General features: G+C 72.7%; 20 protein-coding genes. 12 read left to right on the top strand and 8 right to left on the bottom strand.

Annotated elements, in window-relative coordinates; translation table 11 throughout:
* Positions 1-151: 151 nt before the first annotated feature.
* The 5 genes from HAV40_RS02280 (at position 152) to HAV40_RS02260 (ending at position 6,186) form a co-directional block, all read left to right on the top strand.
* On the top strand, positions 152-1,453 hold the full coding sequence (locus HAV40_RS02280; protein ID WP_166378465.1) for an NAD(P)/FAD-dependent oxidoreductase: 1,302 nt from the start codon (positions 152-154) through the stop codon (positions 1,451-1,453).
* A gap of 165 nt (positions 1,454-1,618) precedes the next feature.
* Positions 1,619-2,524: a hypothetical protein gene (locus HAV40_RS02275; protein WP_166378463.1), complete on the top strand. Its 906-nt coding sequence runs from the start codon at positions 1,619-1,621 to the stop codon at positions 2,522-2,524.
* 19 nt (positions 2,525-2,543) lie between these two features.
* A complete protein-coding gene (locus HAV40_RS02270; RefSeq protein ID WP_166378461.1) occupies positions 2,544-4,154 on the top strand; it encodes a serine/threonine protein kinase in 1,611 nt (536 codons plus the stop codon).
* Complete coding sequence (locus HAV40_RS02265; RefSeq protein ID WP_203671337.1) at positions 4,151-4,747, top strand: FHA domain-containing protein; 597 nt, start codon at positions 4,151-4,153, stop codon at positions 4,745-4,747. Before HAV40_RS02270 ends, HAV40_RS02265 begins: the two co-directional genes overlap by 4 nt.
* A 68-nt stretch (positions 4,748-4,815) precedes the next feature.
* The gene (locus tag HAV40_RS02260) at positions 4,816-6,186 is read left to right on the top strand and encodes an alpha/beta hydrolase domain-containing protein (RefSeq protein WP_203671330.1); all 1,371 of its coding nucleotides are present in this window, start codon (positions 4,816-4,818) and stop codon (positions 6,184-6,186) included.
* Positions 6,187-6,234: 48 nt separating this feature from the next.
* On the opposite strand, the gene HAV40_RS02255 is transcribed toward HAV40_RS02260, so the two are convergent.
* From HAV40_RS02255 to HAV40_RS02245, 3 genes are all read right to left on the bottom strand, one after another.
* Complete coding sequence (locus HAV40_RS02255; protein ID WP_203671329.1) at positions 6,235-6,618, bottom strand: DUF488 domain-containing protein; 384 nt, start codon at positions 6,616-6,618, stop codon at positions 6,235-6,237.
* A 37-nt stretch (positions 6,619-6,655) separates the two neighbouring features.
* Entirely contained in the window at positions 6,656-7,549 is an 894-nt protein-coding gene (locus HAV40_RS02250; protein ID WP_239086310.1) for an acyl-CoA desaturase, read from the bottom strand.
* 160 nt (positions 7,550-7,709) lie between these two features.
* Positions 7,710-7,913, bottom strand: coding sequence for a cold-shock protein (locus HAV40_RS02245; protein ID WP_120322455.1), 204 nt, complete (start codon positions 7,911-7,913; stop codon positions 7,710-7,712).
* A 387-nt stretch (positions 7,914-8,300) separates the two neighbouring features.
* Between HAV40_RS02245 and HAV40_RS02240 the strand changes: the two genes are divergently transcribed.
* A complete protein-coding gene (locus HAV40_RS02240; RefSeq protein ID WP_166378457.1) occupies positions 8,301-9,053 on the top strand; it encodes an SDR family oxidoreductase in 753 nt (250 codons plus the stop codon).
* Positions 9,054-9,056: 3 nt separating this feature from the next.
* Here HAV40_RS02240 and HAV40_RS02235 read toward each other — a convergent pair whose 3' ends face one another.
* Positions 9,057-9,548, bottom strand: a complete 492-nt coding sequence (locus tag HAV40_RS02235) for a ribosomal protein L7/L12 (protein WP_166378455.1) — start codon at positions 9,546-9,548, stop codon at positions 9,057-9,059.
* Between the two features lie 102 nt (positions 9,549-9,650).
* Positions 9,651-10,082, bottom strand: a complete 432-nt coding sequence (locus HAV40_RS02230; RefSeq protein WP_166378453.1) for a DUF6220 domain-containing protein — start codon at positions 10,080-10,082, stop codon at positions 9,651-9,653.
* Between the two features lie 183 nt (positions 10,083-10,265).
* Between HAV40_RS02230 and sigJ the strand changes: the two genes are divergently transcribed.
* The gene (sigJ, locus tag HAV40_RS02225; protein ID WP_239086296.1) at positions 10,266-11,171 is read left to right on the top strand and encodes an RNA polymerase sigma factor SigJ; all 906 of its coding nucleotides are present in this window, start codon (positions 10,266-10,268) and stop codon (positions 11,169-11,171) included.
* 54 nt (positions 11,172-11,225) lie between these two features.
* Positions 11,226-12,239: an endonuclease/exonuclease/phosphatase family protein gene (locus HAV40_RS02220; protein WP_166378451.1), complete on the top strand. Its 1,014-nt coding sequence runs from the start codon at positions 11,226-11,228 to the stop codon at positions 12,237-12,239.
* Positions 12,240-12,270: 31 nt separating this feature from the next.
* Here HAV40_RS02220 and HAV40_RS02215 read toward each other — a convergent pair whose 3' ends face one another.
* A complete protein-coding gene (locus tag HAV40_RS02215; protein WP_203671328.1) occupies positions 12,271-15,069 on the bottom strand; it encodes an AfsR/SARP family transcriptional regulator in 2,799 nt (932 codons plus the stop codon).
* Between the two features lie 180 nt (positions 15,070-15,249).
* Here HAV40_RS02215 and HAV40_RS02210 point away from each other — a divergent pair, with 180 nt between their 5' ends.
* On the top strand, positions 15,250-16,584 hold the full coding sequence (locus HAV40_RS02210; protein ID WP_166378449.1) for a M23 family metallopeptidase: 1,335 nt from the start codon (positions 15,250-15,252) through the stop codon (positions 16,582-16,584).
* Positions 16,585-16,804: 220 nt separating this feature from the next.
* On the opposite strand, the gene HAV40_RS02205 is transcribed toward HAV40_RS02210, so the two are convergent.
* Positions 16,805-18,127 (bottom strand): DUF2716 domain-containing protein, encoded by a 1,323-nt coding sequence (locus HAV40_RS02205; RefSeq protein ID WP_166378447.1) that lies wholly within the window; start codon positions 18,125-18,127, stop codon positions 16,805-16,807.
* Positions 18,128-18,313: 186 nt separating this feature from the next.
* Here HAV40_RS02205 and HAV40_RS02200 point away from each other — a divergent pair, with 186 nt between their 5' ends.
* Together HAV40_RS02200 and trpD are read left to right on the top strand one after the other, a co-directional pair.
* Positions 18,314-22,024 carry a family 78 glycoside hydrolase catalytic domain gene (locus HAV40_RS02200; protein ID WP_166378445.1) on the top strand — a complete coding sequence of 1,237 codons (3,711 nt, stop codon included), beginning with the start codon at positions 18,314-18,316 and terminating at the stop codon, positions 22,022-22,024.
* 215 nt (positions 22,025-22,239) lie between these two features.
* Positions 22,240-23,307: an anthranilate phosphoribosyltransferase gene (gene trpD, locus HAV40_RS02195; protein WP_166378443.1), complete on the top strand. Its 1,068-nt coding sequence runs from the start codon at positions 22,240-22,242 to the stop codon at positions 23,305-23,307.
* 34 nt (positions 23,308-23,341) lie between these two features.
* On the opposite strand, the gene HAV40_RS02190 is transcribed toward trpD, so the two are convergent.
* Positions 23,342-23,833 carry a GNAT family N-acetyltransferase gene (locus HAV40_RS02190; protein ID WP_203671327.1) on the bottom strand — a complete coding sequence of 164 codons (492 nt, stop codon included), beginning with the start codon at positions 23,831-23,833 and terminating at the stop codon, positions 23,342-23,344.
* 103 nt (positions 23,834-23,936) lie between these two features.
* On the opposite strand from HAV40_RS02190, the gene HAV40_RS02185 reads away from it, so the two are divergent.
* On the top strand, positions 23,937-24,113 hold the full coding sequence (locus HAV40_RS02185; protein ID WP_166378441.1) for a hypothetical protein: 177 nt from the start codon (positions 23,937-23,939) through the stop codon (positions 24,111-24,113).
* Positions 24,114-24,121 lie beyond the last annotated feature (8 nt).

The raw sequence follows: 24,121 nt of genomic DNA, 5'->3' as shown, positions 1-24,121 counted from the left end.
CGGCTTTCAGCACCATGACACCATTTTATGGCATATCTGACGGCAGGGGCGATCCCATCGAAGTGCGCCTTCGGCCGGTCGAGCCGTGTGATGATGGCGGCCGGAAGCCATGAACGCGGACGTCGCCACCGGGGCGGGTCGGGGGGCGGGCATGAGTGCGGAAACCAGCGTCGTCATCGTGGGCGGCGGCTTCGCCGGGGTGGCGTGCGCGCGCCGCCTGGCCGGGACGGACGGCATCCGTGTGGTGCTGCTCGACCGCGGCGGATTCCAGCAGTTCCAGCCGCTGCTGTACCAGGTGGCGACCGCCGAGCTGACCTCACAGGACATCCGCTTCGACCTGACCCGGATCTTCCGCCACCGGCCCGGCGTCGAGGTGCGCCAGGCCGACGTGACCGGCGTCGACCCGCAGACGATGACGGTCACCCTGGACGGCGGCGAGACCCTGACCGCGGACTACCTGGTCGTCGCGGCGGGCGCGCAGCCCAACTTCTTCCACACCCCGGGGGCTCGCGAGCACTCGTTCCCGCTCTACAGCGTCGAGGACGCGCGGCAGGTCCGGGGCCGCATCCTCACCGTGTTCGCCGATGTCGCCCGCGAGCCGCGGCTGGTCGACGAGGGCGCGCTCAACTTCGTCATCGTCGGCGGCGGCCCGACCGGGGTCGAGACGGCGGGCGCGCTGTCCGAACTGATCCACGACGTGCTGCCGGGCGTGTACTCCCAGGCACCCTGCGGCCACGCGCAGATCATCCTGGTGGACCGTGGCCACGCGCTGCTGTCGGCGTTCTCCGACCAGGCGGGTGCGTACGCGGCCAAGCAGTTGCACCGCCGTGGCGTCCAGGTGCGGCTGGGCACGTCGGTCAAGCAGGTCGACGCCGACTCCGTCACCCTGGGCGACGGCGAGGTGATCAAGACACGGCTGGTGGTGTGGGGCGGCGGCGAGCAGGCCGCCGACGTCGCCACGACCGGCGGTCTGCCGACCGGGCGGGGCGGGCGCATCGACGTCCAGCCCGACCTGACCGTGCCCGGCCACCCCCGCGTGTACGCCCTGGGCGACATCGCGAACATCCCGTCGGGCGACGAGCCCGCCCTGCCTCAGCTCGGCAGCGTCGCGCAGCAGTCCGGCCGGTGGGCGGCCGACAACATCATCGCGCAGGTCGGCGGCAAGCCGCCGCACCCGTTCCACTACCGCGACAAGGGCATCATGGCGATGATCGGCACCAAGGCCGCGATCGCCGAGATCGGCCCGCACCGCCACGAGCTGCACGGCCGGTTCGCCTTCGTCGCGTGGCTGGGCGTGCACCTGGAGCTGCTGGGCGAGGTCGACGCGGAGCTGAAGGCGTACATCGCCTGGGCGCAGGAGTTCTACCTGCGGCCGCACCACCGCTCCGCCGCGCTGCTCGACCCGTCGCGCATCGACACCCCGCGCATCGACTGGAGCACCACGGACAGCTGACCGGCCGCTGACCGCGCCCGCCTTACCGGAAGGTAAGGCGGGCCTGTCTGTCCATCCCGGAAATGTCACCTCGCGGCCATATCGTCGGCCATCGACCGGGCGACATATTGGTCTCGGCAGCCGGCACGCAACCGGCGCGACGAGAGGCTGAGGGCGATGAGCACGATGAGCAGACTGCGTTTCCCGGCCGTCACGGCGGCGATCGTGCTGGCACTGACCGGATGTGCCGCCGGAACCGGCAGCGGTGAGGGCGACCCCACCGGTCCGGCGGCGTCAGGCAGCCCCGCACCGGCGGCGGTCACCGAGATCCAGATCAACAAATCCTATTGGTACGCCGGATTCAAGGTCACCGTCGGCACCGCGCGGATCGTCGCGTCGTCCTTCGGCGAGGGCAAAGCCGTGGCGATCGAGGCCGTCTTCCAGAACCTCAGCCCCGAATACCCGCGCAGTCCCACGTCCGACATCGCGCTGACCGTCGGCGACCGCACCTACGCCGAGCTGGACAACCCCCTGTCGAAGCTGACCGAGGTCCCCGCCCAGCGCAGCCAGCCCGGCGTGTACGCCGTCACCGTGGACGAGCACTTCGTGCTCACCGAGGCCGTGCTCGTGGTCGGCAAGCCCACGCTGCGGCAGGCGACGGTCCCGTTCAACGGCCCGGACGGGCTGATCCCGCTGGAGCCCAAACCGGTGTCGATCACCGGCAAGGTGCTGCGGGAGAAGACCGGCAGCGTCTTCATGACCGTGTCCGAGGCCGAGGTGCGCGCCGACGAGCCGCTGCTGCACGGCCAGGCCCCGACCGGCCAGGAGTATCTGCGGGTGACGTTCACCGCCACCAACAACACCGACGCCGGGTTCGCCTGGGTGTTCGACCGCGACCTGCACCTGAGGATGCCGGACGGCACGTCGCTCGCGACCGCCGACAACTGCAGCCGCGCCCAGATCTACCCCGCGCCGCACGCCACGGCCACCGGCGGGCTCGCCTGCTTCCTCGTGCCCGCCCCGGCCACCGGCTCGTACGTGCTGAGCTGGGACCGGTTCGACAAGGGTGCGCTGGCGATAGCCGTCGATTGACGGTCGTAGAATGCCCGCGATGACGGTGGACGCCGGCCGCGGTGACGGAGCACAGGGGACCGGTGCACCCGCGCCGGTCCTGCATCCTGGCGACCCGCGACAGGCGGGCGGTGTGCGGTTGCTCGGGCGGCTGGGCGAAGGCGGCATGGGCGTCGTCTTCCTCGGCCAGGCCGCCGACGGGCGGCGCGTCGCCTTCAAGGTGATCCGGCCCGACTACGCCCGCGACCGGCACTTTCTGGCCCGGTTCGCGGCCGAGGCCGCCGCCGCCCGCCGGGTCGCGCGCTTCTGCACCGCCCAGGTCCTCGACGCGGGGACCGACGGCGACGTCGCCTATCTCGTCACCGAGTACATCGAGGGGCCGACGCTCACCGCCGCGCTGGAGACCGACGGGCCGATGCGCGGGTCCACGCTGGACAGCCTGGCCATCGGCATCGCGGTCGCGCTCAACGGCATCCACGCCGCGAGCATCGCGCACCGCGACCTCAAACCCGGCAACGTCATCCTGTCGCGGGTCGGGCCCAAGGTCATCGACTTCGGCATCGCCCGCGCGCTCGACGACCAGGCCCGCCTGACCGCGTCCGGTGACATCGTCGGCACCCCGGCGTACATGGCTCCCGAGCAGTTCCGGGGCACCGCCACCACGGCAACCGACGTGTTCAGCTGGGGCGCGGTGGTCACCTACGCCGCGACCGGGCGGCCGCCGTTCGGCACCGGCGCGCCGTACGAGCTGATGCACCGCATCCTGACCGACCCACCGCGCCTGGACGGCCTGGAGCAGCCGCTGCGCGGCCTCGTCGCGCAGGCCCTGGACAAGGACCCGGATCGCCGCCCGACCGCGCGGGCGCTGCTGCTCGCCCTCGTCGGCGACGCCGCCGACCCGATCGACGCGGGCACCCGCATCCTGTCGGCACAGTGGACCCCGCCGCCCGCGGCCGCGACCCTGCCTGACCCGGCACCGACCAGGCTGGACGACGACCCGGCGCGGACCGGGCCGGGCGACGGCCCCGCGCGGACCGGGCCGGGCGACGGCCCTGCGCCGACCAGGCCGGGTGACAGCCAGGCCACCGGGCCGCTGCTCGGCCGCCGGGTGGTAGAGCGTTCACCCGCCGGACGGTCCCGCCGGACGCGGGCACTCGGCGCGCTCGCCGCCGCGGCGCTGGCCGCCGTGGTCGTCGTGGCGGCGTCGCAGGGCTGGTGGGGCGGCGATCCCGGCGGGCAGACCCCCGGTGGTGACCCGTCCGTCTCCGCGTCGGCAGGCCAGCCGTCCACACCGGCCGGCCGGGTGTCCACACCGGCCGGGCAGCGGACGCCGTCGGTGGGCGGTTCGGGGCTGCAACCGATCACGATCGGTGTCCGGGTTCCGGAGCAGGGCGAAGTCTCGCTGGGCTTCGAGAAGACCCGCAGCTACCTGCTGCACCTCGACACCGACCGCCGCCTCTACCTGACCGGCTACGTCTGCCGGGACCTGGTGCCCTGGCAGCTCTTCCACCTCGGCGGTGCCCGCGTCGCCGGGGAGAACCTCGGCTGCCTGCAGTACGGTCCCCTGACGCTGCGCGCCGGGGACTACGAACTGCGGCTCGGCGGAGACGGGTTCGAGGGCAGCTTCGCGCTCAAGGTGACCGCCCGGTGAGCGGCGCGGCGGCGCACCTGGAGATGTGGACGGCGGCGGGCGCGTCGGCGGTGCCGCTCGCCGGTGACCGGGTCACCCTCGGCAGCGCCGACTCCAACGACCTGGCCGTGCCCGGCGACCGCCTCCTGTCGCGGCTGCACGCCGTGTTCGAGCGCTACCCGGCCGGCTGGTGCGTACGCGACCTCGGCTCCCGCAACGGCACCTTCGTCAACGGCCGCCGTATCTGGCAGGAGCACGTGCTGGCCGACGGCGACGAGATCCGCGCCGGGTCGTCCCGGTTCGTGCTGCGCTCCGGTAGAGCGCCCGCCGGTCAGGTCACCGAGGCGGGCGCCGCCCCGCCGGAGCTGACCGGCCGCGAACGCGACGTGCTCGTGCAGCTGTGCCGCCCGCTGCTGGCCGGGGCGGTGTTCACCGAGCCCGCGTCCAGCCGCGAGATCGCCGCCGCGCTGGTCGTCACCGAGGCGGCGGTCAAGCAGCACCTGCTGCGCCTGTACGAGAAGTTCGGGATCGCCGGCGAGGGCGAGCGACGCCGCGCCCGCCTGGCCAACGAGGCGATGGCCCGCAACGCCATCACCCGCGCCGACCTCGGCTGAGCGCGCAGTCGCCGACACTGGTGACATCGCCGATGCGCGTACCACCGGTCCAGGACGAATGTCGGCTTATGAAGCTCCCACGCGCCTACCGCGCGGCCCTCGCGGCCGCGGTGATCGTGACGCTCCTCCCGGCCTCGCCCGCGCTCGCCGACCAGCCGACACCCGTCTCGTCCCCGGTGGTCTCCGGGCCGATCCCGGGCACGGTGCCCGGCGACCGGCTCGCCGAGGCCGTCGAGGACACCTACCCGTTCTTCTCCACCCCCGACGACCTGGCCGCCAGCGGCTACGTCGAGCGCGAGTTCTACCTGTCGGGCGTCGCCGACGGCTGGGACCAGCTCGGCAACCAGGTCGCCACCGACGTGCCGTACCGGACCCGGATCGTGGTCCGGCGACCCGCCCAGGACCGGAATTTCAACGGCACCGCGCTGGTCGAGTGGCAGAACGTCACCGCGGGCTACGACCTGGACGCGCTGTGGAACGGCGAGGCGATGATGCGGGCGGGGTATGCCTGGATCGGCGTCTCCGCGCAGCGGGTCGGCGTCGACCAGCTGCGCGGCTGGAGCCCGGCCCGGTACGGCGCGCTCGACGTCACCGGCGAGGGGCGGTTCACCGCCGACGAGCTGTCCTACGACATCTTCGCCCAGGCGGCCCAGGCCGTCCGCGCCCGTGGCAAGGACGCTCCGCTGGCCCGGCTGGGTCTGCGTACGGTCCTGGCGATCGGCGCGTCGCAGTCCGCGGCCCGGATGACCGTCTACTACCAGAGCATCCTGCCGCAGGTCGCGCCGGTGTTCGACGGGTACGCGTTCATCGTCGGCAGCGCGCCGACCCGGGTCGGTCCGGAGCCGGTGTTCCAGGTGCTGTCGGAGACCGACGTGCGCACCCCGGTCCGGCCGTCGCCCGACACTGACAGGTTCCGCCGCTGGGAGGTCGCCGGTGGCGCGCACTCGGGCTGGCGCGGCCAGCAGTACCGGGCCCCGATCTCAGTGCGCGACCTCGGCACGGCGCCGGTCTACGACTGCGCCCAGCCGCCGTTCAGCCGGGTGCCGGTCGACCACGCCACCGCGGCGGCGTACGACCACCTGGTGCGGTGGGTCCGCACCGGCGTCGCGCCGCCGACCGCCCCGCCGCTGGTGTTCAACGCCGACGGGACCAAGGCGCGCGACAGCCTGGGCCTGGCCCTGGGCGGCATCCGGTATTCGCAGGTCTCGGTGCCGACGGCGGTGAACACCGGGGACAACGCCGGGCAGTCGTTCTGCTTCCTGTTCGGCAGCCACCAGCCGTTCGACGAGGCCACGCTGCACGGGCTCTATCCGAGCCGGGCGGGCTACCTGGCCCGCGTCGCGCTCGCCGATCTCGGCAACGTCCGTGCCGGATACCTGCTGCCCGCCGACGCCCGGGAGAACCTGCGGGCGGCGGTCGGCTCCGGAGTGGGCGGCTGAGCACCGGCCTGCCGGTGGGCGGGGGTGGCGCGGCAGCGGCGTGCCGCGTCACTCCTTGCCGGTCAGCCGTCGGGCCAGCACGTCGACGTGGCTGCCGGGGAACTCCTTCACCGCGGTGAGCAGCGTCACCGTGCCCTCGCGCAGGGCCTGGCGCAGCCCTGTCAGGGCCTGCCGCGCGGCGGGGTCGTCGAGCTCCGCCTCGTACCGGGCCACGAACTGCTCGTGCCGCTCCTCGGGAGCCTCGTGGTACCAGCGGCGCAGCTCGGTCGACGGGGTGAGCTCCTTGGGCCACTGCGCGACGTGGGCCCGCTCCTTGGCCAGGCCGCGCGGCCACAGCCGGTCCACCAGGACCCGCAGGCCGTCGTCGGGCGAGGCGGGCTCGTACGCCCGGCGCATCCGCAGGTTCGCGGCCGGGCCGCGTCTGGTCGGCATACGTTCATTGTCCGGCGGCGCGGACCCGCGCGAGGGGTTACCGCGCGCGTTTCGCGGCGAGGCGTTCGGGCACCGGCCACCGCACGTCGCGGGCCAGCCCCAGCTTCTCGAAGATCCAGATGAGCCGGGCGGCGGGGTCGATCTGGCCGCGCAGCACACCGTGGCGAGCCCCGGTCGGATCGGCGTGGTGGGAGTTGTGCCAGCTCTCGCCGAACGACAGGATCGCCAGGGGCCAGAAGTTGGTGGCCCGGTCCTTGCTGACGAACGGCCGGTCGCCGACCACGTGGCAGATCGAGTTCACCGACCAGGTGACGTGGTGCAGCACGGCCATGCGGACCAGCCCGGCCCAGAAGAACGCGCTCAGCGCACCCGCCCAGGTGCCGGTGACCAGGCCACCGACCAGTGCGGGGGTGAGCAGGGACACCGCGACCAGCGGGCCGAACAGGCGGTCGACCACCTGGATGTCGCGGTCGGCGACCAGATCCGGGGCGAAACGCTCACGGTTGCTCAGCTCGCGCCGGAACATCCAGCCGATGTGGGCGTGGAACAGGCCCTTGAGCACCGCGCTGACGCTGGTGCCGTAGCGCCAGGGGGAGTGCGGATCGCCCTCGCGGTCGGAGTAGGCGTGGTGGCGGCGGTGGTTGGCGACCCACTGCGTCGGCGAACCCTCGACGGCCAGCGACCCGGCCACGGCCAGCGCGACCCGCAGTCCCCGGCGCGCCTTGAACGATCCGTGCGTCAGGTGCCGGTGAAACCCGGCCGCGATGCCGAATCCGCTGATCAGGTAGGTGGTGATCGCCAGGGTGACGTCGACGCCGGACAGTCCCCAGCCCCACGCGACCGGGACGGCGGCCAGCAGGCCGATGAACGGGGTCACCACGAAGATCCAGATCGCGATCGCGCCCGCTCGGGACTGCGGCGCGGCGAGCATCGGCTTCGGCTCGTTGACGGGCCGGGGGGCTTCGAGGCGGTCGGCGACCGCCGGCGGACTGGTCACAACCATGCGACTCCTGTCTGAGATCTTCCGTACCTGCTGCGGATAGCGACACGGCCGGGAGCCCAACGGGTTCCCGGCCGTGTTCAAGCTTGCTTTACAGGACGCGAACGCCCGCCGCCTGAGGGCCCTTCTGGCCCTGCACGATGTCGAACTCGACCTTCTGGTTCTCCTCGAGGCTGCGGAAGCCGTTCGACTGGATCTCAGAGAAGTGCACGAAGACGTCGGCGCTGCCGTCGTCGACGGAGATGAAGCCGAAGCCCTTGTCAGCGTTGAACCACTTCACGGTGCCCTGTGCCATGTTGTCTCCTCCTTGGGAGTGGGTGCCGCACCTTGCGACGACCCGAGCCGTTTGCCCCAGCGGCCACATCCGCCCCAAGAGGAAGACGAAACCACCCGCGCGACCTGATCCAGCGGGTGTCAAAAGATCGACTACTGAACTCGCAAAATCACGACCTGGAACGGTACAACTCTCCCACGTCGGATTCTATTCCCTGCGGGCGGTCTCCCGCCTCGCCGAAAAGACAGCTATGACCAGGGTATATCTGGACGCATCAGTCCGCCCTATGAGGTCCGACACCCTGGTCGTCCTGCGTCCCGGCCGGCGTTCGCCGCACTAGAGTCAGCGGTGGGCGGGATCCGCGCCCGGCTGTCGGCATCATGTTCGCGCACCCGTCGAGGGGGAGTCGTGGCCAGCACCTCAGTCATCGCACGCGCACCCGCGCTCACCGGTCAGACGGTCGTCGTGATCGGCGGCAGCGGCGGCATCGGGCTCGAAACGGCCCGGCTGGCCCGCGCCGAGGGCGCCGACGTCGTGCTGACCGGCCGCGATCCGGGACGCCTCGAACAGGCCGCGAGCGCACTCGGCGCACTGGACAGCGCGGCGTTCGACGCCACCGACCCGGCCGCTCTCGAACGGTTCTTCCACGGACTGGCCACACCGGTCGACCAAGTGATGATCACTGCGGGCCGGCCGTACTACGGGCTGCTGGCCGACATGGACGTCGAGCAGGCGCGCCGCTCGTTCGACGAGCACATGTGGCTGCCGATCAACGTTGCCCGTCTCGCCATCGGCCGGGTCCGGCCGGGCGGGACGCTCATCTTCATGGGGGGCACCGGGGCTCGCCGCGCGCGTCCGGGGCTGACGATCGCCGCGATGGGCACCGCGGCGCTGCCCGCCATGACCGCGAACCTCGCCCTCGAACTCGCGCCGATCCGGGTCAACCTCATCGCCGCCGGTTTCGTCGACACGCCCCTGTCCGCGCAACTGCTCGGCGAGGACCTCGACCAGCGCCGCGAGCAACTGCGCGGCACGCTGCCCATCCGGCGGGTCGTCGGACCGGCCGACGTCGCCGCGCTGGCCGTACACCTCATGACGAACACGGCACTGACCGGTGCGACGTACGACATCGACGGCGGTCAGCAGCTGCTGCCCGGCTGAGCCTCAGAGGCCGTCGACGATGTTCTTGGCTTCGCGCAGGCCGAGGCCGGTGTGCTGGCGTACCAGCTTGATCGCTTCGATGGCCCGGCCCTGGTGTTTGAGCGCGCTGGCGTTCGCCATCAGGTCGGGACCGGCCAGGCGCTGCGCCGTGGGCGGCAGTCCGGCCGCAGGCGGCGACGGCAGACCTCCGGCCGCGATCAGGTCGACGGCCCTCACCGCCTCGGCCAGGGACACCCCGGTGGCCTCCCGCCACAGCTTCACCGCGGGGACCTTCTTGCGCTGGGCCATGAGCGAGCGGACCTGCTGCACCAGGGCGTCGCCGCCCGCGGCGGGCGCACCGGCGTGCGCGGCGTGCGCCGAGCGGGCGTGCTCGGTGTTCCGGGCGGCCATCGCGGACCCGAGCAGGTCCGTCGGGTCGGCGCGGCGCCGCCGGACCAGGAGCAGCACGATGACGGCGAGCAGCAGCACGATGACGGCCATCAGGATCTCGGTCATCGCCATACGCTACCGGCCCGCCGCCCGCCGCCAGGTGCTCCCGGCGGCGCGTCCACACCGGACCGGACGGGACGGGACCTGACGCGCACACCCGGCACCGGTTCACGAGGCTGTCGGCACGGCTGCCTCGGCCCGCCGGGCGGGGTCCGGGGTGTCCGCCAGGCGGCGCGCCTGCCGGCCGACCATGACGACCGAGGCCAGCAGCGCCAGGCCGCCGATCGCGTGTAGACCGAAGACGAGGCTGCCGGGGGTGCCCGCGCCGAGTGCCAGGGCGACCTTGGCGATCACCACCTGGACCGTGGTCATGCCGGTGACCAGCAAGCTCGTCCAGATGAGCCGCCGGGGCAGCCGGGCCGCCGCGGCGACGGCGGCCATCAGCAGCGGCAGCAGGAAGATCACGTACCCCAGCACGTGGTGGGGCCGGTAGGCCGCGTCGTCGGTGGTGGCGCCGAACGCGCCGCTCGCGGCGAAGTAGAACTCCGCCACGACGACCAGCAGCAGCAGGGCCGCCATGGCGGTGAAGACTTTACGCATCGGAACTCCCCGGGTCGGTCGCAACGCGGCCGGTGTCGCTCGGACACCGGCCGGATCACCGCGCTCTCGCGCTGGCAGGATGGTGTGTCGCAGGTCCGACGACGCAGCCGGTGGCGATGTGAGGCGACGTGCCCCACCTCACATTCCGGGTGGGCTGGGCGGGGCGCGAGGACCGGGGGAGACGTGGACATCCGCAGCGACATCGCGGACGGCGGCGACGCGATCATGAGCGAACGCCGCCAGCTGATCAATCGCGCGTACCGGCTGCTCGGGTCGTTCAGCGAGGCCGAAGACGCCGTACAGGAGGCGTACGCCCGCTGGTACGCGATGCCCGCCGGGCAGCAGTCCGGCATCGCCTCGCCCGGGGCCTGGCTGACCACGGTCGCCGGGCGTATCTGCCTGGACCTGCTCGGCTCGGCACGGGCCCGGCGCGAGCGCTACGTCGGCGACTGGGTTCCCGAGCCGCTGCCCGACGCCGCCGAGTGGTCGGGCGGCGACCCGGCCGACCGGGTCACCCTCGACGAGTCCGTCAGCATGGCCTTTCTCGTCGTGCTCGAACAGCTGACCCCGGCGGAGCGGGTCGCGTTCGTGCTGCACGACGTCTTCTGCCACTCCTTCGGCGAGGTCGCCGAGATCGTCGGGCGCACCCCGGCGGCCTGCCGCCAGCTGGCCTCCTCGGCCCGGCGGCGCATCCGTGCGGCGCGAACTCCGGCAGACCCGGCCGCCCGGCAGGCGGACCTGGTCAGGGACTTCAAACGCGCCTGGGAGGCCAGGGACATCGGCGCGCTGGTCGGCCTGCTCGACCCCACCGTCACGGCCGTCGCCGACGGCGGCGGCCGGGTCGACACCGTGCTCGGCCCGATCGAGGGCGGCGAGCAGGTCGCCCGCTATGCCGTCCGGATCGCCGACTGGGTGCCGGCGATGACGATCCTGGAGCGTACGGTCAACGGCCGCCCCGGCCTGGTGGCCGAACGGGACGGCGTCGTCATCACGGTCATGGCGTTCGACGTCGCCGACGGCCGGATCAGGCGCATCTGGGCGGTGCGCAACCCCGACAAGCTCCGGCCGTGGACCGGGCGCACACGATGACCAGCCCCGCCCGCACGTAAGATCACCGGACGCGCAGCACCGAGCGGGGGACCGATGACCGACACCGCCGTCACCGTCCCGCAGCCTGCGGACGGGATCAAACCGGCAGGCAGGGTCCGGCGGCGGCTGCCCGGCCTGGCCCTCGGCGCCGTCCTCGCCGTGCCGTCGGCGCTGCTCATCGTGCGGCTGACCGGCCTGGACGCGGGCACACCGCTCGCCGTGCCGATCGTGCTCCTGCCGTACTCGGCCGTGCTCAGCGTGTTCCTGCTAGCCGCCGTGCTCGCCGTCGCCGCGCTGCGTACGCGCTGGGCGGTTGCCGTCTGCGCGGTCCTCGCAGTGGCCCACCTGGTGCTGCTGACGCCCCGCTTCACACCGGACGGGCGGCAGGTCCCCGCCCAGGCGGCGCAGCTGCGCGTGGCGACCGTCAACGCCGACGTCGGCGCGGCGGATCCGGCCGCGCTGGTGCGGCTGGTGCGGGCCGAGCGTCTCGACGTGCTCGCCGTGCAGCAGCTGCCGCCGGCGGGCGTCGCCGCGCTGACCGCGGCCGGCCTGGACACGCTGCTGCCCTATCACGAGCTCCGCCCCGAGTGGGACGCCTCGATCTACTCCCGGTTCCCGCTGAACCGGGGTGGCGCGCTGGCCGCCGACACTGCCTGGCCGCAGACCACCGCGGAGCTGACGGTCGGCACACGTACCGTGCGGCTGGTGGCCGTGCACACCTACTACCCGGTCGGCGACCCGGAGCGCTGGACGCGCGACATGGCCGCGCTGGCCTCCGCCGCCCGTGACAGCGGCCCGGACACGGTCTTCCTGGGTGACTTCAACGCCACCCTCGACCACGCGCCGATGCGCGACCTGCTCGCCGCGGGGCTCACCGACACCCATGACGAGCTCGGCCGCGGCTGGGCCCGCACTTGGCCGGTCGGGATGAACCTGCTGCCGCCTCTGGTGCAGCTCGACCACGTCCTGCACGGCCCCGGACTCGCGGGCGTCTCCGCAGGCGAGCGGACCGTGCCGGGCACCGACCATCGGGCCGTCGTCTCGGTGCTGGCACTACTGCCCGTGTGACCAGCGGGAACCCGCCGCGACAGCGTCGCGCTCAGGCGGCGATCACGCGGGTCAGCCGCCGCCGTGCCTCGTCGGCGGCGGGGTCCCCCAGGTCGTCGTAGATGCGCACGGCCCGCCGCCACGCCTCGGCGGCCGCGAGGGGGTCCGCCATCGCCTCCCGCGCCTCGCCCAGCCGGGTCAGGGTCTCCGCCTCGTGGTAGCGGTTGGCCGAGTCCCGGAACCGTTCGATGGACTGCTCGTAGCACTCCACGGCCCGGTCCAGGTCACCGAGGCGCTGGTGGGCGAAGCCGAGGCTGTCCAACGTCGCGGCCTGGCCCACCCGGTCGTCCATCTGCCGCTGCTCGTCGAGGGCCTGCGTGCAGTCGGCGACAGCCTGCCGGTAGTCGCCGTTGAGGGCGTGCAGGTAGCCCTTGGTGTTCAGCGCCCGCGCCTCGGCGTACCGGCTGCCCATCAGCCGCGACACCCGCAACGCCTCGACGCTGTGCGCCAGCGCCTCGGCCAGCCTTCCGCGCGCGGTGCAGTGCTCGGTGTAGTGCCGCAGCGTCAGGGCGAGGCCGTCCAGGTCGCCGAGCTGGTCGTACAGCGCCAGCGCCCGCTGTACGCGGTGCTCGGCGGCGTCGTGGTCGCCCAGGCGCATGAGCGCACGGGCCAGCATCCGGTTGGCCAGCGCCTGGGCCGCCACGTCGCCGATCCGCTCCGCCGCGGTGAGCGCGGCCTGCTGGGCGGCCAGCTGCTCCTGGAACAGGCCACGGGGGGCCAGGTAGGCGGCCAGCGTCCAGGCGAGCTGGCAGGCGTACCGCTCGAAGCCGGTCTCCGCGGCCTGGCGCAGCACCCGCAGCAGCACGGGGTGCTCGGCGTTGAACCAGGCCACGGCGGCGGCCCGGTCCGGCATCGGCGAGTGGACGTTCGACGGCAGCGCGGGCACCGGGTCGACCGGCGTCCACGTCGGCTGGAGCAGCAGCGCGGCCGGGTACGCGCTGTGCAGGTAGTGGTCGTACATCCGGCTGACCGCGGCACCCCTCGCGGCGGGCTGCTCCGCCGCCCGTGCCAGCTCGGCCGCGTACGACCGCAGCAGGTCGTGCAGCGCGTAGCGCTCCGGCAGATGCTCGGCCAGCAGGTGCAGCCGGGTCAGCTCGTGCAGCAGCGGCGTGACGGCGGCCCGGGGACACCCGAGCAGCGCCGCGGCGGCGTCGCCGGTCAGGTCCGGGCCCGGGTGCAGGCCGAGCAGGCGCAGCAGCCGGGCCGCGTCCGGGCTCAGGGCCCGGTGCGACCAGGAGAACACGCGCCGGACGTCGCCGTCGGCCAGCGCCCCTAGCCGGTCCTCGGCCGGGCGCAGCTGCGCGGCCACGGCTTCCAGCGGGAACGTCGGCTTGGCCGCCACCCGCGCCGCCACCATCGACAGGGCCAGCGGCAGGCGGCCCGTCGCCTCGATCATCTCGGCGGTCGCCGCCGGTTCCGCGGCGAGCCGGTGCGCGCCGAGCCTGCCGCGCAGCAGGCTCATCGACTCCGTGGCGGTGAGCACGTCCAGCGTCAGCGGCCGGGCGCCCTCCGCCGCGACGAGGCTGGTCAGCTGGTCACGGCTGGTCACGACGACCACACAGCGGCCCGCGCCGGGCAGCAGCGGGCGCACCTGCTCGGCATCGCGGGCGTTGTCGAGCACGAGCAGCATCCGCCGGGAGGCCAGCAGGCTCCGGTACAGACCCGTCCGGGCGTCGGTGCTGCCTGGAATCCTGCCGGTCGGCACACCGAGCGCCTCCAGGAGCGCGACCAGCGCGTCAGCCGGGGACAGGGCGTCGGCGTCGGCGTATCCGCGCAGGTTCACATACAGCTGGCCGTCGGGGAACCGCGCGATCACCCGGTGCGCCCAGTGCAGGGCCAGTGTGGTCTTGCCGACGCCGGCCATCCCGCTGACGGTGACTATGTCCACACTGGACGATGTCGCGTCCGCGTTGTCCGCGACGGCGTCGAGCAGGGACAACTCGGCCGCGCGGCCGACGAACCCTGGCCGGGCGAGCGGCAGCTGGCGAGGGGGCGCCTGCGGCGGCTCGCGACCCGGATCGGGTGGCGCGGACACCCTGCCGAGGCGGTGGTGCAGGATGTCGTCGTGCAGCCGGACCAGCTCCGGGCCGGGGTCCATCCCGGTCTGCTCCGCTAGCACCCGCCGTGCCTGCCGGAACGCGGCCAGCGCGCCCGACACGTCGCCGATGTGGTACAGGCTCGCCATGAGCTGCGCCCAGGCGCGCTGCCGCAGGGGATGCCGGTCGAGCAGGGCGCGCAGCCGGGGGATCACCTCGGCCGGTTCGCCGAGCGCGAGCCGGGCCACGGCGTAGTCCTCCTCGGTCAGCAGCCGCCGCTCCTCCAGCTGGGTGACCCGTCCCGTGAGCAACCGCGGCAGGGGCAGGCCCGCGAGCGCGGGGCCGCGCCACATGGCGACCGCCGCGGACAGCTCGGGCTCCGCGCCCACCGGGTCGCCCGCAGCCAGCGCCGCCCGGCCCCGCGCCGCCGCGGCGTCGAAGCGGTCCACGTCCCGCTCGCCCGGCTCGACCCGTAGCAGATAACCGCCTGGCGTGGTGAGGATGCGCTGCTCGGCGGTCGGCGGGTCGGTCAGCGCCAGGCGCAGCCCACGTACGTAGGTGCGTACGTTCGCGGCGGCCGACGCGGGGGGTTGATCGCCCCACAGCATCGACGCCAGCTCACCGGTGGTGACGGACTCAGACGGCCGCAGCAGCAGCGCCGCCAGAATCAGCTGCTGCTTGGTCGAACCGAGCGGGACCGGTCGGCCGTCCAGCGACACCGCCAACGGGCCGAGCAGGTCGAAGTGGATGGACAATCCTCACCTCAGCGTGCCGAGCGCCAGCGGTTGCGGCCAAACGGTTGCGGCCGACGGTTGTACAGCGATGTGCACAAATTGTAGGCCGGTCACCGTACCATCCGGCCGCCCAGCACCTCGAATTCTCTCGATCTTCATTTTCCCTGTGTGCGTCCCGATCCCCCCGTTGAAAGGCACCCCATGTCAGAAAGACTTCTGCGCGCCCTGTCCGGCGTGTGCGCGACGTTGCTGGCCGTGCTGGCGGTCGGCGCCGGCCCGGCCCGCGCGGCCGGCCCGATGCCGTTCTTCCAGCTGCCGTTCCCCTGCGGCGAGACGTGGCGGATGGCCACGTACGCCGGCCACGACGACTACGACATCGACATGACGTTCACGGGCGGCGCCAGCAACGGCCGCCTGATCCTGTCCGCGGCGGGCGGCACCATCAGCGCCGGGTACAGCAGCGGTGGCGGCAACTACGCGGTCATCGACCACGGCGGCGGCTGGCGCACCACGTACATGCACATGATCCAGCCGGCGATCCACAGCTCGGGCTGGGTCGACGGCGGCGTCCCGATCGGCTGGGTGGGCAGCACCGGCAACTCCACCGGACCGCACCTGCACTTCGAGGTGACCCGCGACGGCGGCAAGACCGAGGCGTACTTCAACGGCTCGCCCTCGGGCATCACCTCCGACGGCAGCGCGGCCACCGGCCCGATCTACGTCAACGGCCCGGTGTCCCTGGCGCGCAACGCGACCAGTGCCAACTGCAACGGCGGCCAGCAGGTGTACGAGGCGCACAGCGCCAACGGCTGGCGGATGATCCCGGTCTCCGGTCCAAACGGCGCGGTGACCGCCACGGCCACCGCCGTGATCCAGGTCGGTGGCGCTAAGATCATTTATAGCAGCAAGGGCGGCCAGATCTTCGAGGCGGGCAGCAGCACCGGCTGGAACAACCTGCACACCGGCATCAACGGCGCGCAGGGCACGGCGCTCGCGGCGCTGAACCTCAACGGCGAGAAGCTGATCTACAGCGTCATCGGCGGTTTCGTCCACGAGGCCAGCAGCAACAACGGCTGGCGCAACCTCAACACGGGCATCGGCGGGGTGAGCAACACGTCGATCGCGGTGATCGCGCTCAACGGCGTGAAGTACGTCTACAGCATCGTCGGCGGTTACGTGCACGAGGCGCACAGCGCCAACGGCTGGCGCAACATCAGCACGGGCGTGCCCGCCTCGGCCGTCGCCGCGATCACGGTCGGCACCACGAAGATCCTGTACGCGGTCAACGGCGGCGCGGTGTACGAGGCGGCCAGTAACGCGGGCTGGGCGTACATGGGCACCGGCATCTCCGGCGTGTCCGGCGCGACGATCGCGGCGGCGAACCTCAACGGCGAGAAGCTGATCTACACCATGTACGGCGGTTACGTGCACGAGGCGAGCAGCAACAACGGCTGGCGCAACGTCAACTCGGGCGTGACCGGCTCACGCACCAGCGTGCTGACGCTCAACGGCGTGAAGTACCTCTACCCCAACTGAACCAGCGGCCGGAGCCGCCGTCCGAGGGGAATCAGGCGGCGGCTCCGGCTTGTGGTCAGGAACTTCCAGGGCGGAAAGCGTTTGCGCGGCCGGGGCGGCGGGGCCATAGTGCTTTTCGGGCCGGTGGCAGAGCCGGGTTATTGCGGCGTCCCGAGCCACCTGCCGCACCGGTCCTGGACTGATCGACAAGCGGCGCACCTGTTCGCAGGTCGAGGTCGGGCTACCGTGGCGGATCGAACGTCCAGCTGTTCTCCACGTTCTGCCCGCCGCGTCGCAGGACCGGCCCGAGCAGCACGTCGAGGTCGGGTTCGATCTTCGCCAGCAGGTCGACACCGAAGACGCACAGTGAGCGTTCCCATGGATCACCGAAGGTGCCCAGGCGGATGTCGCCGGTGGTGTAGACGCGGTATTCGCACTGGTCAGGGTAGGCAGGGCCAGGCGTCAGTGGCTGCCCCGGTCTGCCCACGAGCCGGGGGTCGAAGTGATAGCCCTGCGTGCCTGGGTTCAACGCGTACACACGCTCGCCGGGTCGGGTGCACGAGCGCAGGCCGCGTTCGATGATGCGGTGCAGTTCGCCGACGAGGCTGTCGTCACCGTCGATGGCGGCGAGGTGCCAGGTGACGGAGTCGGCCGGCTCGACGAGTCCGTGGTCGGGTGTCTGCGGCGGGAACTCCCACCGCGCGGCGAATCGCTCCATGACGAGTTCGTCGTGCGGGTCGCCGTCGACCCGCCGCACGGGGCGCATCCGCATGGTCGGTCCCGGCGGTGCCCAGTGGTAGGTCTGCACGGTGGTGACCTGCTGAAAGCCTTGATCGACGAGCATCGTCCGCAGGTCGCCGTCGGCTTCGGCGACGAAGTATCGCGAGTCCGATCCCGCCTGCCGACCGGGGTAGTCGCGGCGTCGCGCGGTCCAGTCGATCCACCCCGCCAGGAAGGCGGGATGGTCAGCGGTCAGCCCGCCGATGGCGACGAACTGCGTCTCGCCGACGAACTCCGCCCAGGCGGCGGCGCGCATGCGGCCGTCGGTTTCGAGAATCAGCAAGTTGCGGTCCCAGTGTTGGGAGCCGCCGTCCGCCTCAAGCTCGGCCAGGGTCTTGAGGTGCGGCGACGACCGCTCGGCCATCGCCCGGATCTCGGGCAGCAGCGCGTCGTCTCCGTAGGCGAAATCACGGACCCGCTGACCGGCGGGCAGTGGCCGTCCGACGGCCACCTCGTCGATCGCGCAGATCAGGACCGGGCGTAGCCAGCCGGGGGCGAATCCCGCGTCGAGCAGGTGTGCTGCCACCCCGGCCGGGTCGTGGCCGAATACTCTCCATTCCACCGGTTCGGCGCGGGCGGCGAACGCGGCCTGCTGGCGCCGGATCAGGTCCGCGAGGTCGGCGTCGGGGGCACCCCGGAAATCGACGGTGCCATGGGTGCCGTAGTGGGTGCGTACGACGGGGCCGTCGACCTCCGTCACCGCACCCAGCGGCGCGAACCGGGGCGTCCGGCCGCGTAGTTGACTGTCGTGTTCGGCCAGCAGGTGGTCGACGTCAGGGTTCACTCAGGACACACCTTCTTGGCTCGGCCGGACCTGGCGGAGATCACCGGCGCAGGTTAACGGATTGCGGCCCGTGTGTCAGGGACGTTACGGCCAGATATTGACAGCGTTGATTGAGCACCCTAGGGTCTGGACACCCGCCGTGTAATGAAACGTTTTAATCACGCGATCCCCCTCATAGGAGTCGCCATGCACCGTCCCGTCACCGCCCCCTACGCCCGTGGCCGAGTGGCCGTCGCCCTCGCCGTCCTGCTCGCCTCCGTCGCGATCCTGCCCGCCGCGCCCGCCGACGCCGCCACCCCGGTCAGCGTCAGCGGCGCGCACTGGATCTGGTATCCCGAGGGCGATCCGCGCACCACCGCGCCCGCCGCCCACCGCTACTTCCGCAAGACGTTCACCGCGCCCACGGGCACGGTCAGCGACGCTCAGCTCGTCCTCACCGGCGACGACACCGTCGACGTGTGGCTCAACGGCAAGCCGCTCGCGGGCTCGGCCCGCGTCGTCGACGCCTGGAAGAGCGCCGTCTACGTCGACCTCGCGCCCGCGCTGGTCGCCGGGACCAACACCCTCGCCATCGCCGTGCAGAACACGGCGTCGGGCCCGGCCGGCCTGCTGGGCAGGGTGTACGTCGCGAGCTCCGGCGGCGTCACCGACCTGGTCACCGACGGCGGCTGGAAGGCGTCCCAGAGCTCGCCGACCGGCTGGGAGCAGCCCGGCTTCGCCGACGGGTCCTGGCCCGCCGCCACCGACCTGGGCGCGTACGGCATCGCGCCGTGGAACAGCTCCGTGGTCGCGCCGACCATCACGGGAGCGTCCCCGTTCGCGGTGGGGGAGGGCACCGTCGAGCGGCGGGTCAACCCGCTCGGCGTGGACGCCGGCGCGCCCCGGTTCGGCTGGAAGCTGACGTCGAGCACCTTGCAGCAGTACCAGGCCGCGTACCAGGTGATCGTGGCCAGCACCAGCGCGAACGCCACCAACGGCACCGGCGACGTATGGGACAGCGGCCGCGTCTCCAGCCGCCAGGCCGTCGACGTCGCCTACGCCGGGGCCGCGCTGACCTCGCTGCGCCGGTACTACTGGCGGGTGCGGGTCTGGGACACCCAGGGCCGGGCGAGCGGCTGGAGCGCCGTGCAGTACTTCGAGACGGGGCTGCGCAGCCCGGCGTCGGAGTGGCAGGGCTCGTACATCGGCCAGCCCGCCGTCACCGACGGCCTGACCGGGGCCAGTTGGATCTGGTATCCCGAGGGCGACCCGATCGCCGGGCTGCCGCCGATGACCCGCTACTTCCGGCGCACCGTCGCGCTGTCGTCCGCGCCGACCCAGGCCAGCCTCGTGGTGACCGGCGACGACACCGCCGACGTATGGGTCAACGGCGTGCAGGTCAGCAGTTCGCCGCGGGTCACCGACTCGTGGAAGCAGGCGACCGTGGTCGACCTGGCGGGACGCCTGACCAGTGGCAACAACGTCATCGCGGTGGCGGCGCAGAACACCACCCAGTCGCCGACCGGTGTCATCGCGAAGCTCACCGTCGCGGGCGGCCCGACCGTCACCACCGACGCGGGCTGGAAGGCGTCGCAGTCCGGCCCGTCGGGCTGGCAGCAGGTCGGCTTCAACGACAGCGGCTGGGTCGCGGCGCGGGCGCTGACCGCGTACGGCACCGGGCCGTGGGGTGCGAACGTGATCGTGCGGCGCGCCGCGCCGCTGCTGCGCAAGGGCTTCACGATCAGCAAGCCGGTCGCCTCGGCGCGGCTGCTGACCACGGCGCTCGGCCTGCACGAGACCCGGCTCAACGGGGCGAAGGTCGGCGCGGACACGCTCGCGCCCGGCTGGACCGACTACAACAAGCGCCTGCAGTACAAGGTGTACGACGTCACCGGCCAGCTGCGGCAGGGCACCAACGCGCTCGGCGCGTGGCTGGGCAGCGGCTGGTACTCGGGCAGCATCGGCATGGCCGGGTCGCAGCGCTACGGCACCCAGCCGTGGTACTCCGCGCAGCTGCACATCAGCTACACCGACGGCACCAGCGCCGTGATCCGCACCGACAACACGTGGAAGGTCGCCACCGGCCCGATCCGGGCCGAGGACCTCTACACCGGTGAGGAGTACGACGCCCGGCTCACCGTGAACGGCTGGGACGGGCCCGACTACAACGACGGCGGCTGGGCCACCGCGGCGGTGCGCTCCGGCGCCGCGCCACGGCTGGTGTCGCAGGTGGACAACGGGGTGACCGTGCAGAGCGAGCTGCGGCCCATCTCGCTCAACCAGCCCAAGCCCGGCGTGTGGGTCTTCGACCTGGGGCAGAACTTCACCGGCTGGGACCGGCTGCGGGTCACCGGCGCGGCCGGCACCGTGGTCACGCTGCGCCACGCCGAGGTGCTCAACGCCGACGGCACCATCTACACCGACAACCTGCGGGTCGCGGGGCTTGCCACCGACCGGTACACCCTGGCCGGGACCGGCGCGCAGGAGGTCTGGACGCCGCGGTTCACCGTGCACGGCTACCGCTACGTGGAGGTGACCGGGTTCCCGGGCACGCCGAACCTGGATACGATCACGGGTCTGGCCGCGTGGACCTCGGGTGCCCAGCTGGGCACGCTGACCACGTCGAACAGCCTGATCAACCAGCTCCAGCAGGCGATCCTGTGGGGGCAGCGCTCCAACATGCTGTCCATCCCGACCGACTGCCCGAACCGCGACGAGCGGCTCGGCTGGACCGGTGACATCGCCTCGTTCGCCGCGACGTCCACCTTCAACATCGACATGCAGGGGTTCCTGGACAAGTTCGCCGACGATCTGACCGACGCCCAGCACGCCGACGGCGCGTTCACCGACACCGCACCCGACGCCTGCTGCGGCGCGGGCACGGCCGGATGGGGCGACGCGGGCGTCATCGTGCCGTACACCCTGTGGCAGCGCTACGGCGACCTGCAGGTCGTCAACCAGCACTTCGACGCGATGGCCCGCTGGGTCGACTACCTGCGGTCCACGTCGGGCGCGGACCTGATCCGCAACACCGGCGGCTACGGCGACTGGCTCAACGTCAACGACGACACCGCCCGGGACCTGATCGCCACGGCGTTCTTCTCCTGGTCGGCGCGGATGGTGTCGCGGATGGCCGCGGCCACCGGGCGCACCGCCCAGGCGAGCAGCTACGGCACGCTGGCCGACCAGGTCGCGACCGCGTTCACCAATCGGTGGGTCGCCGCCGACGGCACGGTCGCGGGCAACACCCAGACCGGGTACGTGCTGGCGCTGGCGTTCGGGCTGCTGCCCGCCAACCGGGTCGCCGGGGCGGTGAACAAGCTCGTCGCCGAGGTCGCCTCGGCGGGCGGGCACCTGACCGTCGGCTTCCTCGGGGTGGAGAACCTGCTGCCGGTGCTGGCCGACAACGGCCGGGCCGACATCGCGTACCAGATCCTGCTGCAGCCGGGCTATCCCGGCTGGGGCTACATGCTGGGCAAGGGCGCGACGACGATCTGGGAGCGCTGGGACGGCATCCAGACCAACGGCGCGTTCCAGACCCCCGGGATGAACTCGTTCAACCACTACGGGCTGGGCTCGGTCGGGGACTTCCTCTACCGGCAGGTCGGCGGCCTGTCCTCGGCGAGTCCGGGATACCAGTCGCAGCTGGTCGCACCGCGTCCCGGCGGCGGCCTGACCTCGGCGAAGTCGGCGATGCAGACCCCGTACGGGCAGGCGGTCAGCGACTGGTCGGTGTCCGGCGGGGTGCTGACGCTGCGGGTCACCGTCCCGGCGGGCACCTCGGCGACGGTACGCGTCCCGGCCGCCTCGGCCGCCGCGGTGACCGCACCGGCGCAGGCCGTGGCGTTCGGCTACAGCCAGGGCGCGGCGTCCTACCACCTGCCCTCGGGCAGCTACGTGTTCACGGCACCCGCGTGACCACGAACCGCTGAGTGAGCGGCCCGCCCCTGCTCGGGGCGGGCCGCTTCGTCGATACGTGCTACCGTTCCGGCATGATCTCGCGTCGACAGGGCTGGTGGCCCGCCTCCTAGGCGGTCCTCCCCTGCACGCGTACCCCGCGGCCGCCTCCGGAAGAGGCGGCCGTCGTCGTTGACACGCCCCGACCGGTCGGCCCGACCTGACGAGGACCGACGATGGACTGGACCACGACACTCACCACCCTGCTCGCCGGACGTGACCTGACCGCCGGCCAGTCCGTGTGGGCGATGAGCCAGATCGTGCAGGGCGAGGTCACGCCCGTGCGGCTGGCGGCGTACCTGGTCGCGCTGCGGGCCAAGGGCGAGACCGCCGCCGAGGTCGCCGGGGCCGCCGACGCGCTGCTCGCCCACGCCGTGCCGGTCGAGGTCGCGGGCCCGGCCGTGGACATCGTCGGCACCGGCGGCGACGGCACCGGCGCGGTGAACATCTCCACCATGGCCGCGATCGTGGTCGCCGCGACCGGCCTGACCGTGGTCAAGCACGGCGGCCGGGCCGCGTCGTCGACCTCGGCCGGGTCCGGCGACGTGATCGAACACCTCGGCATCCCGCTGAACCTGCTGCCCGAACATGCCGCGAAGGTCGCCGAGCAGGCAGGCATCGTGTACCTGTTCGCACCGGCGTTCCACACCGGCATGAAGCACGCCGGTCCGGTGCGCCGCGAACTCGGCGTGCCGACGATCTTCAACGTGCTCGCCCCGCTGATCAATCCAGCCCGCCCGGCACACCAGCTCGTCGGCGTCGCCGATCCGCGCTTCCTGCCGGTGCTCGCCGACGTGCTCGCCGCCCGCGGCTGCCAGGCCCTGGTCGTACGCGGCGACGACGGCCTGGACAAGCTCTCGACGGGTACGACGTCGCAGGTCATCGAGGTGCGCGACGGGCAGGTCCGGCGCGGCGTGCTCGACCCGGCGCGGTACGGCATCGCCCGGTCCGCGCCCGGTGCCCTGCGCGGCGGTGACGCCGCCGCCAACGCCGCGACCGTGCACGCGCTGCTCGACGGGAAACCCGGACCGGTGCGCGACGCCGTGCTGCTCAACGCGGCGGCGGCCTGCGCCACGACGGACGGCGGCGACCTCGACGACCGGATCGCGGCTGCCCTGGTCCGCTGCGCCGACGCTGTCGACACCGGCGCCGCCGCGACCACCCTGCGACGCTGGATCGACGCCTCCACGCCCGCGGCGGGATCAGCTCGACGTGGCGAGGTGGCGCACCAACTGCGTACCTGAGGTGACGCCGCCCGTGTCGCGGGCGGCGCCTCGTTCACACCGGTGGACGGCCGGGTGGCGTCCACGGCAGCGCGAGGCGCATGAGGACCTCGCCGTCCGGGTCCAGTTCGCCGGTCGGCACGAATCCGAGCCGCTCGTAGAACCCGGCCGGGCCGCCGTCCTGGGGCACGTAGCTGGTCAGCAGCTCGGTCGCGCCCTCGGCGGTCACGAGGTCCGCGACGTGCCGCACGATCGCCAAGCCGTAGCCCCGGCCCTGGTGGCGCTCGTCGACGAGCAGCTTCCACAGGAACCATGGGCCGTTGATCTCGGGCGGCTGCGGCTCGACATCCCAGCTCAGCATCACGAAGCCGACCGGCTCACCGGCGGCGTAGACGGCCCGGAACCAGGGCTTGGCGTGGGGGTGCGCCGCGGCTTCCTTCAGCGAACCGCGCACCGACGAGACGAACCGCTCCTGCCCGGGCCCGACGCGCAGGTCGAGGACGGCATCGCGGTTGCTGTCGGTGATCTCGCGGAGAACCACAGGCATGCGGCGAGCCTAGCAGCGTGCCCGGCAGGCCGAGCGGGGGTGAAGCACGCCGAGGGAGCGGCGGTCGAAGCCGGAGGGATCTTGCGGCCGTAGACTGCTCGGCATGGACGACTTGACCCTGGACCGGCTGATCGCTCGTACCCTCGTCGCGGACTACGACTGGGACGAAGAGCAGGCCGAGGAGGCGGTGGCCGCGTGGCGGGACCGCGGGTCGGACGGGGGCTGGGACGCCGACGCCATCGCCGAGGACATCCACCGGGCAGCCGAGGACGAGGACTGAACCGGAGT

Source organism: Catellatospora methionotrophica, from assembly GCF_011297335.1.
GTDB classification, from domain to species: Bacteria; Actinomycetota; Actinomycetes; order Mycobacteriales; family Micromonosporaceae; genus Catellatospora; species Catellatospora methionotrophica.
Note: the sequence above shows the minus strand (reverse complement) of the source record. Positions and strands in the feature narration are given on the sequence as shown.